The sequence below is a fragment of the Sulfuricurvum sp. genome, assembly GCF_041651515.1.
Lineage (GTDB): Bacteria > Campylobacterota > Campylobacteria > Campylobacterales > Sulfurimonadaceae > Sulfuricurvum.
In genome coordinates, this window is sequence record NZ_JBAZJF010000006.1 from 132,019 (window position 1) to 146,414 (window position 14,396).

Here is a 14,396-nt window from a genome sequence, read left to right on the forward strand (position 1 = left end):
TCAATAAACACTCATAAAACCACACAAAATAGGCACATTTACCACCTTTTAGCCTCTAGCACCCATTAAGCCAGTTCAATAACAATTAAGATTTTTAGGGGTACGATTGGGGGTACATTGCTTTAGGGGTACATATTCCTCTAAAAAGATACCCCTAAAATCAGAGGATACCCCTATGGCACGCAAAGCAATACCCCTAACCGATACCGAGATTAAAAAGGCAAAACCAACCGACAAAGACTACAAGCTTTTTGATGGTGGAGGGCTGTTTATGTTGGTCAAAACAAACGGCGGTAAATTATGGCGACTCAAATACAACTTTGAGGGTAAAGAAAAATTGCTTTCACTAGGAACCTATCCTACCACTTCGCTACTCGAAGCACGAGCCAAACGAGATGAACATAAAAAAGATATAGCCAAGGGGATAGATCCATCAGCAGAGCGCAAAGAAATCAAAACCAATATTGAAGTTCAAAAAATTGAAAATGAAGCTCTAAAAAGCGGTCAATTCCACCTTATAACGTACGGTTGGTTAGATACGCTTACTAATGATGAAACAACAATGACAAAACGTCGTCGGGCATTTGAGCGTGATATTTTCCCTTACCTATGCGAATATGACAAACAGCACGTCATTGTCTCCTCAAAACATATCGGCTCAATCACTCATGGCGAACTGTTACGCATTATAAACGAAAAAGAAAAAACAGCGGCAGAAACCGCACGTCGCCTCTTCACCGACTGTAACCGCTTATGGCTTTATGCAATCAGTCACGGACACGCTTCATTCAACATCACCACCAATATCAGCAAAAAAGATGCCTTAAAAAAGCAAGTAAAAAATCACTATGCAAAAATTACCGATGAAAAAATATTAGGGGAATTGTTGCGCGCGCTAGACAGCTATAGCGGTATTATTATCCGCAACGCTTTACGATTCACATCAATCATTCCATTACGTGCCGAAAACTTATCTGAATTAAAATGGTCATACATCGATTTAGACAAAGCCACCCTCACGATACCGCGATCAAAAATGAAAGTAAAAGATAAAAAGCTACCTGATTTTATATTGCCACTTCCTCGTCAAGCAATAGCTATCTTGCAAGAAATCAAGGAGCTTACGGGTTGGGGGGAATGGGTGTTTCATGGTATCAGCAAACCATTGGTACACATGGATAAAGAAAGCCCAAATAAAGCATTGCGCTCAATGGGATTTAATGATGAAATTAATGGTCGTAAGCAAACGATTCATAGTTTTAGAGGTACTTATCGGTCACTATGTGAAACTTACGCACGGGAGCACGGGGCTAGTTTTGAGGTAATGGAAAAAGTGCTCGACCATCAAGAAGCCAATCAAGCCGTCAGAGCCTATACCCACAAAGCCGATTACACTGAGCAAATGCGAGAACTTTTACAATGGTGGGCAGACTTTTTGGACACAACCAAGGGGATGAAATGAAGAAAAGACGCTTAAAGCGCAATGCAGTTATTTACCTCATGTTTGAAGAGCGATGTAATGCAACACAAATTTATTTTGATAGTAAAAGAAAAAATAAAAAAACAGTAATTGATGATAGTCAATTAATTTATGAACTTATAGAAGAACGAATGATGCGTCAATACACTAGTGTTCGTTCAAGTATTTTTGAGATAATTGATAATAGGCAACTATTCAGAAATTTCGAAAAGGAAAGTCGAGCTGGAGACAAATTTGGTTTGTATGAGGCAATGGAAAAGGACAGTATCTATCAGTTTAATCAATACTTTTGCGTAGAATACCCATTAGCTGATATATTACATGATATTGGTGCTGGTGATGTATGCGATATAACCCACAATGGCGAACTTTCAGTGATAGACCCTGATGGGTTCAATCAAACATATCCTGCTTTTGACCCGCCAAAGCAATACAAGCTTGAACCTATGCTTGAACTCCTAGAAAAACTATACGGTAAAAATTTTAATTTGAATAAAAAATCCTTTAATATGCCTATGATCCGACCTAAAAAAAGATCTTCAAATTGGAATGCTAATATGTTAATGGCTATTGATCCAACAAAGCCAAGAGAAGAAGCATATCTTCTAGTTGATGCAATATTCGATGCATTTCAAAATGATATTCATCATATGAAACCTTTAGATGAAGCCCTTGGGGTTGAGCCGCCGAGAAAATTGAAAATATACAAGACAATAGAAGAATATAATATTTTCAAAGTTAATGCTAACAAGCCTTTCGCCTATCGTTTTGCAGACGCGTTATTTATTTATGATTGTGTACGGCTTGGAGAGGGTAAAGAATATGCTAAAAGAGAGATTAACTCCTATTGGCATAGTATTCAACGAGAGGTAGCACGAAAACAATATATCGCAGATAATACTGGATGTTCCGAAATAGAAATTGAGGAATATTGTAACAATAACGTCAAGTATAAAAAAATGAGCACCACAACCTATGACGATCTTCTTGCCCTTGCAGAACGAATAATGGGGAGTGAATTTGACGAGTTTTTGTCAGGAATTCAAGAAGCTTAAAAATTATTTAAACGAAATCAGCACTTCAGTAGTTGCCAAGTGTAGATTTCGCATCATTTCTACTTTTCCTTCAATAAGCAATAATTCCCATCAACTTAGCGCTAAGTAATCTATAGTTAAAGGTTACACATGGAATATCTACGAGACAAACAGGCGGCAGAATATTTAGGTGTCGGCACATCGACTATTTGGCTTTATACAAAACAAGGAAAGCTCAAAGCGATCAAACTTTCCGAGAGGGTTACTGTGTGGTCAAAAACGGAGCTTAATGCGTTTGTATTGAGCCGTGTACAATCAGCATGAGACATTATATCGCTCTTTCTTTGGGGGTATACAATGGCTAAAAACTATCTGCGAAATCATCTAAAAAGCGAGTTTTCACAAATCCCCAATGCGCTCATAGAAGATCGGACACTTTCGGCGACCGCACGCGCCTTGTTTTGCTATTTAGCGGTCAAACCTGATTCATGGGAATTTTATATGCGAGATATTGCAAAAGCTCTCCAAATATCTACCCCGACACTCCGTAAAATTGTGGTCGAGTTACATAAAGCGGGGTGGATTGATGATGTGGGGCAAGAACGATCATCCGATGGAACATTTGGTGCAAAAATTTTCTCTATCTTTCCTAGCAAAAGCCACGATCATCGAGATTTAGAGGATAGGTATGAGAAAAATTTACCGTGTCGGCAAAAAACCGTTGCGGGTTCTAACCGTAGCGGTAAAACTATGACACATATAAATACTAACTCTAAACAATACTCAACTCTTAAAAATACTTCATCTTCTTCGGAGGAAGATAGGGGGATAAATTATGAGATCGTTACAACGGTTGATCCCTATGAAAAACTACCCGAACACATCGATGGATTGGCGCGGGAAATTGTGATCCAAGAGGTTGAGAAGATGGCTATAGAGTTGGGCGGGGACTTTGAAAAATATCGAAATACACTGATTCAAGAAGTCCTCTCAGGAAAAGGACGGACGATTAACAATATTCGCGCTCGACTGGTTCGTATGAATACAGTCCATGAAAAACCGTGGATCGTAGCTCATCGGAAAAAACGGGAAGAGGGAGAGAAACTTCATGCTTTTATGCGAGAAAACGGCTACGATAATATTTTCGATTTTATTGAAGGAATAAATCAAGAAGAGCTAATATCTTGATTTTTTGGAACGAAGCTTTAGAAGAAGTCCTCAACAGCTTTTCTAAACGACGGGTTTACGATGACAAAAATAACGAACAAAATTCCAACAATCAAAAATTCTATCATCGCTCTATTCCTCCTCGTTTTGACTCTCACAGACTCTACACGCTATTTTCACATCTAATCTGGAGATTTCCTCGTAATTTTGCTAAAAAATGTTTCTAGGGCTGTTTCTGCACTTTTTACGGCTATTTTTTAATATTTATTTTTCTCGAATTGTAACCGTTCCATCAGAATTCATAATTCTCCCACCTATCGGGACACCAGCGTCATGAACCCAAGGTTTGATGATTGGATCTTTTCTTCTCCTTGGCATATAGAGTTTGTGATTGCGTGGTAAATCCCAATCCTCAATTTTGCCACTATCCACTAATTCCGTAATTGTTTCATTGGATAATTTACCCTCTTCAACCAATTTTATTATTTCGGGAACGGTCAAATCTTCAACATTTTTTTGAGTCTTTTTAGGTTCTTTTTTTGCCGTCTCAAATTGCTCTTTTTGAGGTTTTAAATTTCTTTTAAAATGGGTTGAGAATTGCATATACCCCATAGAAATCCTACCCTCATTTTTTAAAATCTCGTACATTCTTTTTGCAACAACAATTCCTTTTTTTTCGTACATATCTCTCATTATCGGGAGCATTGCAAAGAACTCAATTTGTGCGTCACCTTTTCGTAAAGCCATTTTATCCCCAAATTTTAACAAAGTAAGGAATAATACACTATAATCAATCATAATAAGGAACAATCAGTGATTATCCCTTACCAATTCAAGTTAAAAAGCACCTATTTTGAGCTAAATTAACACCGAAAGAGCTCTTTTTAAAAAGAGTAAGCGGTAATCAGGAATAATACACAACAAAGAGATGGCAAGATAGGTAAAGGTTGTACTTTTTCGTAAACGAAACAGTAAACTTTACATCCTGACACTTATTCGCAACTATGTTGCTCAACGGTAAAAAGGAATAGAAATGTCAAAGCGTAAACTTCTTGATATTGACACCAAAAGATTAAAAACAATCACTATAAAAGTCAATGCAAATGAGTATAAAATTATCAATGATAAAGCCCAATCCCATAGCCTAAATACTTCCACCTATTTAAGAAATTTAGCAATGAATTATCCCGTCAAAAGTATGGTTGATAGACAAGCGGTAACGGCTCTTTTAAGAGTCAATGGTGATTTGGGTAAGGTTGGCGGATTATTCAAGATGTGGCTAATGCGTAATGGAGAGTACAAAGATGATTTTAGTGGTGAACGCACTTATAAAGATATTGACGCACTGGTAAATGAAATCGAAAAACTTATGAAGGATATTCGTAACGACGCAGGTGAGTTGATGGACATCATTTAACGGGTAAGAGAGTAAGTTCTTTGTGTGGTTGAACTGACATTTATTTTTATTTCTTGCAAGTTATTTTCACGAAGGTAATCAAAAATTTTATTGGTATAATTTTTTTGCATCCCAATCAAAACAGATGCTTGCTCATCATCCCCCACTTTTTGAAGTAAATCAATCGGGAGCTGTAAATAGTTTTGTATTTGACTATAGGTTTTCAGAAATGTAGGAAGTTGATTACGTGCAATAGAAGGTTTTTTCACTATTTAGCCTTTTTTGTAGATTTGATAAGCCAAGCGTAGAGATCAAGCACTACTAAAATGACAAACACTATAGCGTATAAAGAAATTAGAAAAATTGCGCTTACTATAAAATACGCAAATAATCCACCACCTAAAAAAGCTAACATTTTTCAATTACCACGTTTTTTGTACTGGTTCGTCGCCAAGTGTCGGACGGTGCTTAATTCTCATTACCACGTGCATTGCGTTTTGACAACTCAATAATTCGCCCGTAGCCGCTAATGGATTTTGACCGTCAAAAGCTCCATTTTTTTCTTTGATCTTGCACTCTTCTTTCATCGCTTTAGCTTCATCGATGTGAGTTTCATAATACTCTATCGTTTTAGCTTCTTCGCCGCACCCTGTTAAAAGAAATAAAATACCCGCGAAATAAATACATGACACTTTCATTGTAAGTCCTATAGGAAGTTGATTGATGATAGTAACTGCTATAAACTTAGAACAATCTAAAGTCCAGTGGGAAGTTACTTGTATGTCGTCTCGAAAAACACTCCCTATCGAAGAACTGCATTTCAAAATCGGGCAAAATGTTAAGAAATATCGGGAAGAAAAAGGGTTCACGCAGTTGGACTTATCGCACGAGATAGGACATAGCACCACAACTATCATATCACTTGCAGAAATTGGCAAACGCAAGCACTTCAATATCCAACAACTCTATCAAATCTCCATCGCTCTTGATGTCGATATCTGTCAGTTTTTTGAGATTGATACATGAAAAGTATGAGTAATAAATACAAAAAATCATTTTAAATTAGGCTCATGCGCTATAATAACTTTTAATCGATGTACATAATTTGTTGTGTATTGTGAAGTTGTTTTTACTGCTTCCTAGCCCTAAAAACACATAGAGATAATAAAATTAAAAAAATCTAAGGGTCATAAATGAGTGACAGTAATTATAAATGTATTTATTGCAACACACTAAAAGATAGTATAGAATTTTCATTAGAACATATTTTTCCTTCTGCTTTAGGTGGGAAGGTAATAACGGATAATTTTTTTAAAACTAGAAATGTATGTAGAGAATGTAATAATAAATTAGGACTGGGTGCTGATGGACTCTTTCTAAAGAATTTTTTTATTAAAAATTCAACATCAATGGATTTTTTAGGCTACATCGATTTAGAGAATCCTAAATATACGATACCGTTTATTTATTTGGGGCTAAATGAACACATTAAGCATCCCGAATATACATATTGTGATTATTGGCTATGGCAAGGGGGTGGGCGTGTATATCATTTTCACAATAATTATTCAGATAAATTTAATGCTTTTGCTGGAGGCAATCCAATAGGTCAAAAGGATAAAAGGCGAGCAGGCGAAGCATATCTTGTTTCTTCAACGAATAATTTGGTTTGGATAAAAAAGTTACTTTTCTCTTTCAAAGAACATTTCAAATATGCAAAACGATACAGTGTAAATATAAATATTCAAAATGAAAATGATTTATTGGATGTAGCGAGTGATAAAGAAAATGAAATAATTAAAAATATTTTAGCAATTGCTAATGACGAACAAAAAAATCAGATTGTTATTCAGCTTGGATTTGAGATAAGATTTTTATCAAAAGTTGCATTAGCACTTGGATGTAATTTATTTGGGGACGATTATTATAGGTCTAGTTACGCTCAAATGCTAAGAAAAGTTATTTGGGAAGAAGATCACACTAAATTGGAAAATTATCAGCATCAAATGTCTAGTTTTTTTTCAGATCAAAATAATCCATTAAAACAGGTGTCTGAAATTATAGCTTGGAAGGGTGGGCATACTATTGTTTTATTTCCAATAGACAATAAATTATTGTTGCTACTCTATATATCGGGCAATAAAAATCCAATAATTTTAACCATTACAGATGAGTTTAATAAATTTAATAATACTTTGACTAGTGAATTTCCAAATGGCTGTGTTTGGATCTTAATACCCCAAAGACAAATTTTTAAGGGAAAATATGGTTTTCCAGAGTATTTGGCATACAAAATGGGAGATAAAAGCCTTATGGAAGACTTATCTGAAATAGAAAATCTTTATGTTGAATTTGAAAATTTACCCCCATTTGTAATTTAGAATAAAATTGTTAAGGAATGATTTTACCAAAAGAGTGGTATCAAACACATAGAAGAGCGAAACGTCTCTGTCCATAATATGGAAGCTTTCAGTTGATAAAAAACTGTTATGTATTTTTAGCTCTAGAACTATCTTCATCCAATCTTGAGAAAGAGACTCTATGATGGTGAAAATGAACCAAGGAGCTTCCATGTTTTTACGACTTATTACTTTCACAACAGCTTTGAGCTTTTCCTCTCTTTTACTAGCGGCTTCGCTTCCCGACATAAAAATGCCCGATAACGGTCTTTCGTTTAAAATGATCGAGGGTTATCAAGAGTATAAAATCGTAGCAACCCACTGGCGTACCGATAAAAACGAACTACGCTATGTGCTGGCAAATCCCATCGCATATAAAGCATTGAAATCCAAGAGAATGCCCCTTCCTGAGGGGAGCAAAATCGTCAAAATCGGATGGAGTGTCAAACCGATGGGGGCATTTGCGGATGCTCTTGAAGCCGATAAAATTCAGAGGGTTGAGTATATGGTAAAAGATTCAAAACGCTATAATGAAAACGGCGATCACTGGGGATATGCCCGATTTGTGAAAAAAGGAGACACTTATGTACCGTACGCGAACGGCTCTGCGGAGTGTGTTGCCTGTCATAGTGCTGTTAGTGGGAACGATTACCTCTTTAGCGGGTATCAAGAGACCTTTTAAACGATGAAAAACACGATTTTAATCGTCGAAGATGAAGAGGAAATCGTCCGTCTCATTTGTAACCGTATCGATCCTGAGCGTTATGAGGTAATGATTGCCCAAGACGGCAAAGAGGCGTTAGCTCTAGTTACGCGCGAGGTATTTGATATTGCGGTGATTGATATTATGATCCCCCTTATCGACGGTTATGAAGTATGTACTCAGTTACGCCGAAAGTCTAAAGAGACTCTGATCATTATTGTCAGTGCACTGGGGAATGAAGAGAACAAACTCAAAGGGTATGAACTAGGAGCCGATGATTTTATCCCTAAACCGTTCTCTCCACGTGAACTGATTGCGAAAATCGATACGCTGATCAAACGACGCTACGAGATGATCAACCATCATATCACCGTATTGCGTTCCATCACTCATGATAAAGCAGGTAAAAAAATAGAGATCGAAGGGGAAGTTCTGGCACTGACTCCGAGCGAATATCTTATTTTTGCAACACTTTTGCTCAGACCCAAAAATATTGTCTCCCGTGATCAGTTAGCTCAGGCGATTTATGATAATGATATGGGAGAGATAGATGCACGGGGAATCGATACGCATATTTACAACCTTCGTAAAAAAATAGCCTCTATCACCTCACAGCCGATTATCCATACCGAACGCTCATTGGGGTACACCATCCATGAGTTTTAAATCTCTTCTAATCCTCGTATATTCTCTCGCGGGACTTTTAATCGCACTCTTCAGTGCCTTTATGACCTACCTGATCATCGGTGAGCCGATTGGGATGAAGATGTTTTCTAAAATTTCGTTGGTCGTTGTGGCGGCATTGCCAGTTATCGCTCTTATCAGCTATGGAGTAGGGAAATATTTTTTCGGTAAATTTGAGGGGATACGCTACCGATTGGATCAGATTGCTTACGGTAATTTTGTCTCGATTGAGCCACAGGAACGTATCGCCGATGTTGAGCGAATCCATCGCTCCATTACACTCCTCTCTGAACGCTTATCGGAACTGATCGAGTCCCTACAGAAACACAATGAGACCATATCAAATATGACCCTCTCACTGGCACATGATATTAAAACACCGCTTATGATTATAAACGGCTATCTCGAAGAGATACGAGACGGCTTGATTTTTCCCGAAGATTTACCGAAAATCGTGGATAAAATGGGATCAGAATGTGGCTATATCGATGATCTCACGAGTGATGTGTTGGTGTATCTTTCTTCGATGAATCCGAACCGTGAACGTGAGCAGGTTGTTATCTATGACGTTGTTCATGAGATTTTACCGCTGATTGTGCTCTCTGCTGATACACGTTGGAATATTGACCTACCTCGTGAAGTTATTATCGAGTTTAATCGGATGGATTTGAAAAAAGTATTAATGAATCTGCTCCATAACAGTGCCAAATTCACCTCTTGCGGTGTGATAACGATTCGCATAGACGATGAGAAAATCATTATTGAAGATACAGGGTGTGGAATCGATCCACTGTTTTTCTCCCGCTTGTTTGAACCCTATAGCACTGTTGATACAAGCCGAAATCGTCAAAAAAGTGGGTTAGGTTTGGGGCTCAGTATCACTAAAAATCTCGTACTCAATAACGGATATGAAATTGAGTTTGACGAGATGATTAGTGTAGGCGCAAGTGCTGTATTGAGAAGGGCTTAAATCCTATATAATAAATAAGGGTTTCTTTGCGCCGTCGGCATAATATCCAAGTACTGAATATTGACATGCTTAGGGGTATTGAGCACATTTACAATGACGCTTGATATATCCTCAGCGAGTAAAGGCTCATATCCGGCATAAACACCATTTACCTTTTTATCGTCTCCGTTAAACCTAATATTTGAAAAATTTGTGTGTACGGCACCGGGGGCGATTGCCGTTACTTTTACATTTGTACCATACAAATCTGCATTCATTGCCTCACTGATCGAGTGCACGGCGGCTTTTGTCGCACAGTAAACATTACCTCCAGGATAGGCTGTTTTTCCGGCAACGGAACCGATATTAACAATATGAGCCGTATCCAGATTTTTCATTTGCGGAATAATATAGCGTGAGACATAGAGTAACCCTTTGACGTTGGTATCTATCATCGAGTCCCAATTATCGAGATTTCCTTCTTCTATTTTTTCTATTCCTAATGCGAGTCCGGCATTGTTTATCAAGATATCAACGGTATGTTTTCGGGTAATGTCTGAAATGATTTTTTCAACCTCCTCTCTATTGCAAACATCCATTTTATAAATCTCTACATTGGTGTTACCTATGTGAGACAACTTCGCTTTCAGTTCGGTTAACCTGTCAATATCTCTGGCAATTAAAATGAGATTTAACCCCATCGTCGCTAAATCATTAGCTAGCCTTTCACCAATACCCGAACTGGCTCCCGTAATCAAAACGGTTTTATTTTCAATGTAATTTTTCATGGATATTTTTCCTATTTTAAATATTTTTATATTGAAGAATTAATGTTTTGATCGACATACATTAATCATAAAACTTTGTAAATTCTTCCAAAGTGATACGCTCAGTACGGTAGCTATTGATAGCTGCATTTGCATCTTCATAACCCAGTGCCATTCCGCAAAGGAGAATTTTATCTTCCCTGACGTTTAATTCTTTTCTGACAATATCTGGGTATTCGGCTAATGCAGCTTGCGTACAGCTTCCTAAACCCAATTCTGTTGCGGCAAGCATTATTGATTGTAAAAACATCCCATAATCCAGCCAAGAGCCTTTTTCTAAAGATGAGTCAATAAAAAAATACACTACGACTGGTGCGTCGAAAGCTCTATAATTGGCTTTCCATTGCTCTTTTTGCTTCTCTTTGTCGTCTTTTGCAATCTTGAGGGTTTGATACATTAAGAGCCCCGTTTCTTTTCGTCTGCACTTATAAGGTTCATTCCACTGCATAGGATAGTATGCGTAATCCATATTAGCTTTTTCACCGTTTTCAAAGGCATCGATAATTTTGGTTTCGATTTTACTTTTCGTCTTTCCGCTAACGACGTAAACTAACCACGGTTGTATATTAACACCGGATGGGGAATGTTTAGCAGTATTCAAAATCGTTTCGATTTTTTCTTTTTCGACGGCTTTATTCAAAAAGGCTCTGACTGATTTACGCGATATTAAAGCTTCAAATACGTTCATTGCATTGGCTCAGATGAAAAGGCAATAGCGACTTCATTGATCTGAATAATCGGTTGGATATCCGTATAATTTTGAATATCACCTTGAAGCTCCTGTGCGTATGGCATAAACGCAGCAATAAAGTGTTCGACCGTATCGAAATAATAGTGACACATCGCTACATAGGAACAAGGAATATTTGCCTCTTCTAATGCGATACCTCTTTCAACACTGACACTATGAAAACCTTCTGCTTTTGAGAGACATTCAATTGAGAATGGCATATGCTTTTTCAAATAGTAGTCAAAATCAAAGCGGCTTCCCTCTGTATAGGGGTAGATACTAGTAATATTAAACATGTTTATTCCTCGTTTATAGTTTGTCCGAAAGTTTTGGCATAGTGTTGAGACCACGCAATGACTTCATCAATGACGGGTTTAAGCTGTTGCCCGTGAGGGCTAAGTGTATATTCAACCCTCGGAGGGACTTCGGCAAATACTTCACGTTCTATTAGATGTAGCTCTTCGAGTTGTTTTAGTTTTGCTGATAACGTTTTGTTGGTGATTGGTTGCAAGAATTTGGATAATTCTTTAAAACGCATCGTACCGTTGCTAAGATACCAAATAATCATCAGTTTAAGCCGATCATTAAACATTTCGAAAAAGATTTCTGCTGAGAATTGGTAAGTGTTGCCATTTAGTTTTATCATTCTGAAACTATAGCCATTAGTTTCTTTATATATTGTTAGTATATTTTAGTATACTATAGTAAAGTATACTTTTTTTCGCTACACTTTCACAACTATACAAAGGAGAGCAGATGACATATTATCGCACTATCGACAATACCCCTCTTGTCCGAGTTACTCTCTTTTGGCTTCTGCCATAATACTTTCTTTTTAACCTAACCCATAACATTTATTACCACACACCATAAGGATACCTATGTCGTTGCAATTAGACGATTTCCTCATTACGGGTCGTACCTTTGAGGAATATATGGCATTTTTCGATTTGAATGCCGAGACGATGAAAAATATGAGAGTTTTGGACTGCCCAAGCGGGGCGAGTTCATTTATAGCTGAAGCAAAGAGCAAAGGAATAGCGGCACAAGGGTGCGATATTTTGTACTGTTATGATCGTGATGCGTTGCGTGCGCAAGGGGAGAAAAGTATCGAGAAAATCTATGCCGATACGAGCTGGATGGCGGATAATAATTTTGACTTTTATTGCTCGATAGAGAGACATAAAGAACATCGAGTAGGGGCATTAGAAGCCTTTTGTGCCGATTACAACACAAGGGACTATTGGTTCGCTGAACTTCCGAAATTGCCGTATGCTGATAATAGCTTTGATTTGGTGCTGAGTTCGCATCTGTTATTCGTCTATGATGATAGATTGGACTTGGCATTTCATGAAGCCTCAATCACTGAGATGTTGCGAATCGGAAATGAGGTGCGTATTTTTCCACTGGTCGATTATAAAAATTCCCGTGTGGATGAACCCTATAATCTTAGTCCGTTTGCTTATCAGATTGCAGAAAAATTTGGCGGCGAGACAGTTAAAGTTGGATTTGAGTTTCAAAAGAGAGCAGAGTATATGTTGAAGATAAAAAGATAGGAGAAGCTATGGCACAGATTAAAATATTTGCAAGTTCATAATAAAATTATTGTAATAAATCTGTTTATCGGGTTAATAAAACTTTGATACGATCATAATATAAATTTTTGGGAGTGAAAATGAGTGATCCATTTGTATACGAGGAATGTTAAAATCGTTTAGTGAAGGTTTTTTACTTGGGCTTGGTGCTGCTACTCCATTAGGACCTATAAACATCTTGATAATGAATAATGCTTTAAAAAGTTACAAAGCAGGTGTTGTCCTTGGACTTGGGGCCATGAGCGTTGACATACTATATCTTTTTTTAATTTTGAATGGAATAACAGGGCTGATTGAGAACCACATTTTTTTGAGAGTAGTAGGCACTTTTGGAAGCTTATTTTTAATTTATCTTGCATACAGTGTTTATAAAAATAGAGCGAGTATGATAGAATCACAAATACATAATATTCATGCCAAAAAACTTTTCAAGATATACGTAGAGGGGTTAGTGTTGACGCTATTTAACCCAATGACAATCATTTTTTGGTTTAGCATCGCAGGATATGTTGCAAATAGTGATTTAAATATTGGTTTGACGATATTAGGAACGATGAGTTCTATTGGTCTATGGATAACAATTATGCCTTATTTAATACATCGATCGAAGCATAAAATTTCGCAAAATGCGTCAATATACCTCAATATTTTTTCTTCGCTAGTTTTGTTTGGCTTTGCTATTTCATTGTTTGTGCATGTAATATCACCTCCAACAACATGATTTATATTCATATTCCAGTTCCGTTTGATGCACCTGAACTTTTTCATTTGCAGTCATTCATTAAAATAATGGAGACTTTTTCAGATAAAAAGATTTGGGTACATTGTGTAAAAAACTACAGAGTATCAGCTTTTTTGTATCATTATTTACTTTATTCACGAGGTCTTAGTGCTATTGAAGCGCAAAAGGCAATGCTTCCTGAATGGGAACCGAATGAAATTTGGCAACGGTTTATGAACCTTGATTTGGAATAGAAATATAGGGAGAAGAAAAAGATGAATCTGCAAAAACTCAAAGAAACTGAGGCAAGTTTCCTAACGTTTTATCCCAAAGGGTTCGAGGATGAAGCACTGCTCTCTATCATCAAACGGCACAATATGTCAAAAATAGGCGAAAGCGTAAGAGAACTATTTGCACATGAAAAATTTTCACGTACTGAAGAGATAGGGGAAAGTTTTGCTAAGATCGTCTCAAAATCCTCTTTGATTTCCCTTTTTGAAAAACCAAAAGTTCGGGATATGGTGAAAGCGATGAGTATGGAACAGCAAGATATGCTAGCCATCGGATTATATGAACTTTTGCATGCTAATCAAGAGAAAGGGTTTAGAATACTCGTCGATGTACTCAGTATCTACAAGCTCGCAAAATGGTCGATTGTGACGTTGATTCCCTATTATTATGCACGGGATAAAGAGTTTTTTATCAAACCGA

At 37.1% G+C, this 14,396-nt stretch carries 21 protein-coding genes; 14 read left to right on the top strand and 7 right to left on the bottom strand.

From position 1 onward, the window contains the following. Positions 1-175: 175 nt before the first annotated feature. The 4 genes from WC407_RS11670 (at position 176) to WC407_RS11685 (ending at position 3,702) form a co-directional block, all read left to right on the top strand. Complete coding sequence (locus WC407_RS11670; protein WP_373022832.1) at positions 176-1,462, top strand: tyrosine-type recombinase/integrase; 1,287 nt, start codon at positions 176-178, stop codon at positions 1,460-1,462. After that, entirely contained in the window at positions 1,459-2,535 is a 1,077-nt protein-coding gene (locus WC407_RS11675) for a hypothetical protein (protein WP_373022833.1), read from the top strand. The genes WC407_RS11670 and WC407_RS11675 overlap by 4 nt, the downstream gene beginning before the upstream one ends. 129 nt (positions 2,536-2,664) lie before the next feature. Beyond that, positions 2,665-2,838, top strand: coding sequence for a helix-turn-helix transcriptional regulator (locus WC407_RS11680; protein WP_373022834.1), 174 nt, complete (start codon positions 2,665-2,667; stop codon positions 2,836-2,838). A 33-nt stretch (positions 2,839-2,871) separates the two neighbouring features. Continuing rightward, the gene (locus WC407_RS11685; RefSeq protein WP_373022835.1) at positions 2,872-3,702 is read left to right on the top strand and encodes a hypothetical protein; all 831 of its coding nucleotides are present in this window, start codon (positions 2,872-2,874) and stop codon (positions 3,700-3,702) included. A 243-nt stretch (positions 3,703-3,945) separates the two neighbouring features. On the opposite strand, the gene WC407_RS11690 is transcribed toward WC407_RS11685, so the two are convergent. Then, on the bottom strand, positions 3,946-4,428 hold the full coding sequence (locus WC407_RS11690; RefSeq protein ID WP_373022836.1) for a hypothetical protein: 483 nt from the start codon (positions 4,426-4,428) through the stop codon (positions 3,946-3,948). A 286-nt stretch (positions 4,429-4,714) separates the two neighbouring features. Between WC407_RS11690 and WC407_RS11695 the strand changes: the two genes are divergently transcribed. Next, entirely contained in the window at positions 4,715-5,098 is a 384-nt protein-coding gene (locus WC407_RS11695) for a DNA transfer protein (protein WP_373022837.1), read from the top strand. Here WC407_RS11695 and WC407_RS11700 read toward each other — a convergent pair. Further along, positions 5,095-5,346, bottom strand: coding sequence for a hypothetical protein (locus WC407_RS11700; RefSeq protein ID WP_373022838.1), 252 nt, complete (start codon positions 5,344-5,346; stop codon positions 5,095-5,097). The genes WC407_RS11695 and WC407_RS11700 overlap by 4 nt on opposite strands. A gap of 153 nt (positions 5,347-5,499) precedes the next feature. Continuing rightward, positions 5,500-5,775, bottom strand: a complete 276-nt coding sequence (locus WC407_RS11705; RefSeq protein ID WP_373022839.1) for an EexN family lipoprotein — start codon at positions 5,773-5,775, stop codon at positions 5,500-5,502. 25 nt (positions 5,776-5,800) lie between these two features. Between WC407_RS11705 and WC407_RS11710 the strand changes: the two genes are divergently transcribed. From WC407_RS11710 to WC407_RS11730, 5 genes are all read left to right on the top strand, one after another. Next, on the top strand, positions 5,801-6,103 hold the full coding sequence (locus tag WC407_RS11710; RefSeq protein ID WP_373022840.1) for a helix-turn-helix transcriptional regulator: 303 nt from the start codon (positions 5,801-5,803) through the stop codon (positions 6,101-6,103). Positions 6,104-6,270: 167 nt separating this feature from the next. Then, positions 6,271-7,458 carry an HNH endonuclease gene (locus tag WC407_RS11715; protein WP_373022841.1) on the top strand — a complete coding sequence of 396 codons (1,188 nt, stop codon included), beginning with the start codon at positions 6,271-6,273 and terminating at the stop codon, positions 7,456-7,458. Positions 7,459-7,648: 190 nt separating this feature from the next. Next, entirely contained in the window at positions 7,649-8,158 is a 510-nt protein-coding gene (locus WC407_RS11720) for a cytochrome P460 family protein (protein WP_373022842.1), read from the top strand. A gap of 3 nt (positions 8,159-8,161) precedes the next feature. Then, entirely contained in the window at positions 8,162-8,845 is a 684-nt protein-coding gene (locus WC407_RS11725; protein WP_373022843.1) for a response regulator transcription factor, read from the top strand. Then, positions 8,835-9,833: a sensor histidine kinase gene (locus WC407_RS11730; protein WP_373022844.1), complete on the top strand. Its 999-nt coding sequence runs from the start codon at positions 8,835-8,837 to the stop codon at positions 9,831-9,833. The genes WC407_RS11725 and WC407_RS11730 overlap by 11 nt, the downstream gene beginning before the upstream one ends. Here the strand turns inward: WC407_RS11730 and WC407_RS11735 are convergent. The 4 genes from WC407_RS11735 to WC407_RS11750 form a co-directional block, all read right to left on the bottom strand. Continuing rightward, on the bottom strand, positions 9,830-10,600 hold the full coding sequence (locus WC407_RS11735) for an SDR family NAD(P)-dependent oxidoreductase (RefSeq protein WP_373022845.1): 771 nt from the start codon (positions 10,598-10,600) through the stop codon (positions 9,830-9,832). The two genes, WC407_RS11730 and WC407_RS11735, sit on opposite strands and share 4 nt — an antisense overlap. A 61-nt stretch (positions 10,601-10,661) precedes the next feature. Continuing rightward, complete coding sequence (locus WC407_RS11740; protein WP_373022846.1) at positions 10,662-11,327, bottom strand: nitroreductase; 666 nt, start codon at positions 11,325-11,327, stop codon at positions 10,662-10,664. Then, positions 11,324-11,665 (bottom strand): EthD family reductase, encoded by a 342-nt coding sequence (locus WC407_RS11745; RefSeq protein ID WP_373022847.1) that lies wholly within the window; start codon positions 11,663-11,665, stop codon positions 11,324-11,326. Before WC407_RS11745 ends, WC407_RS11740 begins: the two co-directional genes overlap by 4 nt. A 2-nt stretch (positions 11,666-11,667) precedes the next feature. Then, positions 11,668-12,015, bottom strand: a complete 348-nt coding sequence (locus WC407_RS11750; protein ID WP_373022848.1) for a winged helix-turn-helix transcriptional regulator — start codon at positions 12,013-12,015, stop codon at positions 11,668-11,670. Between the two features lie 235 nt (positions 12,016-12,250). Between WC407_RS11750 and WC407_RS11755 the strand changes: the two genes are divergently transcribed. From WC407_RS11755 to WC407_RS11770, 4 genes are all read left to right on the top strand, one after another. Then, entirely contained in the window at positions 12,251-12,925 is a 675-nt protein-coding gene (locus WC407_RS11755; RefSeq protein ID WP_373022849.1) for a hypothetical protein, read from the top strand. A gap of 145 nt (positions 12,926-13,070) precedes the next feature. After that, positions 13,071-13,685: a LysE family translocator gene (locus WC407_RS11760; RefSeq protein ID WP_373022850.1), complete on the top strand. Its 615-nt coding sequence runs from the start codon at positions 13,071-13,073 to the stop codon at positions 13,683-13,685. Further along, entirely contained in the window at positions 13,682-13,939 is a 258-nt protein-coding gene (locus tag WC407_RS11765) for a hypothetical protein (protein ID WP_373022852.1), read from the top strand. Before WC407_RS11760 ends, WC407_RS11765 begins: the two co-directional genes overlap by 4 nt. A gap of 21 nt (positions 13,940-13,960) precedes the next feature. Next, a partial coding sequence (locus WC407_RS11770; RefSeq protein ID WP_373022853.1) for a hypothetical protein occupies positions 13,961-14,396 on the top strand: 436 nt, incomplete at its 3' end.

Bases quoted from the DNA above. Each gene is read 5' to 3' on its own strand.
- WC407_RS11670 (WP_373022832.1), top strand. From the start codon at position 176: ATGGCACGCAAAGCAATACCCCTAACCGATACCGAGATTAAAAAGGCA.
- WC407_RS11675 (WP_373022833.1), top strand. From the start codon at position 1,459: ATGAAGAAAAGACGCTTAAAGCGCAATGCAGTTATTTACCTCATGTTT.
- WC407_RS11680 (WP_373022834.1), top strand. From the start codon at position 2,665: ATGGAATATCTACGAGACAAACAGGCGGCAGAATATTTAGGTGTCGGC.
- WC407_RS11685 (WP_373022835.1), top strand. From the start codon at position 2,872: ATGGCTAAAAACTATCTGCGAAATCATCTAAAAAGCGAGTTTTCACAA.
- WC407_RS11690 (WP_373022836.1), bottom strand. From the start codon at position 4,428: ATGGCTTTACGAAAAGGTGACGCACAAATTGAGTTCTTTGCAATGCTC.
- WC407_RS11695 (WP_373022837.1), top strand. From the start codon at position 4,715: ATGTCAAAGCGTAAACTTCTTGATATTGACACCAAAAGATTAAAAACA.
- WC407_RS11705 (WP_373022839.1), bottom strand. From the start codon at position 5,775: ATGAAAGTGTCATGTATTTATTTCGCGGGTATTTTATTTCTTTTAACA.
- WC407_RS11710 (WP_373022840.1), top strand. From the start codon at position 5,801: ATGATAGTAACTGCTATAAACTTAGAACAATCTAAAGTCCAGTGGGAA.
- WC407_RS11715 (WP_373022841.1), top strand. From the start codon at position 6,271: ATGAGTGACAGTAATTATAAATGTATTTATTGCAACACACTAAAAGAT.
- WC407_RS11720 (WP_373022842.1), top strand. From the start codon at position 7,649: ATGTTTTTACGACTTATTACTTTCACAACAGCTTTGAGCTTTTCCTCT.
- WC407_RS11725 (WP_373022843.1), top strand. From the start codon at position 8,162: ATGAAAAACACGATTTTAATCGTCGAAGATGAAGAGGAAATCGTCCGT.
- WC407_RS11730 (WP_373022844.1), top strand. From the start codon at position 8,835: ATGAGTTTTAAATCTCTTCTAATCCTCGTATATTCTCTCGCGGGACTT.
- WC407_RS11735 (WP_373022845.1), bottom strand. From the start codon at position 10,600: ATGAAAAATTACATTGAAAATAAAACCGTTTTGATTACGGGAGCCAGT.
- WC407_RS11740 (WP_373022846.1), bottom strand. From the start codon at position 11,327: ATGAACGTATTTGAAGCTTTAATATCGCGTAAATCAGTCAGAGCCTTT.
- WC407_RS11745 (WP_373022847.1), bottom strand. From the start codon at position 11,665: ATGTTTAATATTACTAGTATCTACCCCTATACAGAGGGAAGCCGCTTT.
- WC407_RS11750 (WP_373022848.1), bottom strand. From the start codon at position 12,015: ATGATAAAACTAAATGGCAACACTTACCAATTCTCAGCAGAAATCTTT.
- WC407_RS11755 (WP_373022849.1), top strand. From the start codon at position 12,251: ATGTCGTTGCAATTAGACGATTTCCTCATTACGGGTCGTACCTTTGAG.
- WC407_RS11760 (WP_373022850.1), top strand. From the start codon at position 13,071: ATGTTAAAATCGTTTAGTGAAGGTTTTTTACTTGGGCTTGGTGCTGCT.
- WC407_RS11765 (WP_373022852.1), top strand. From the start codon at position 13,682: ATGATTTATATTCATATTCCAGTTCCGTTTGATGCACCTGAACTTTTT.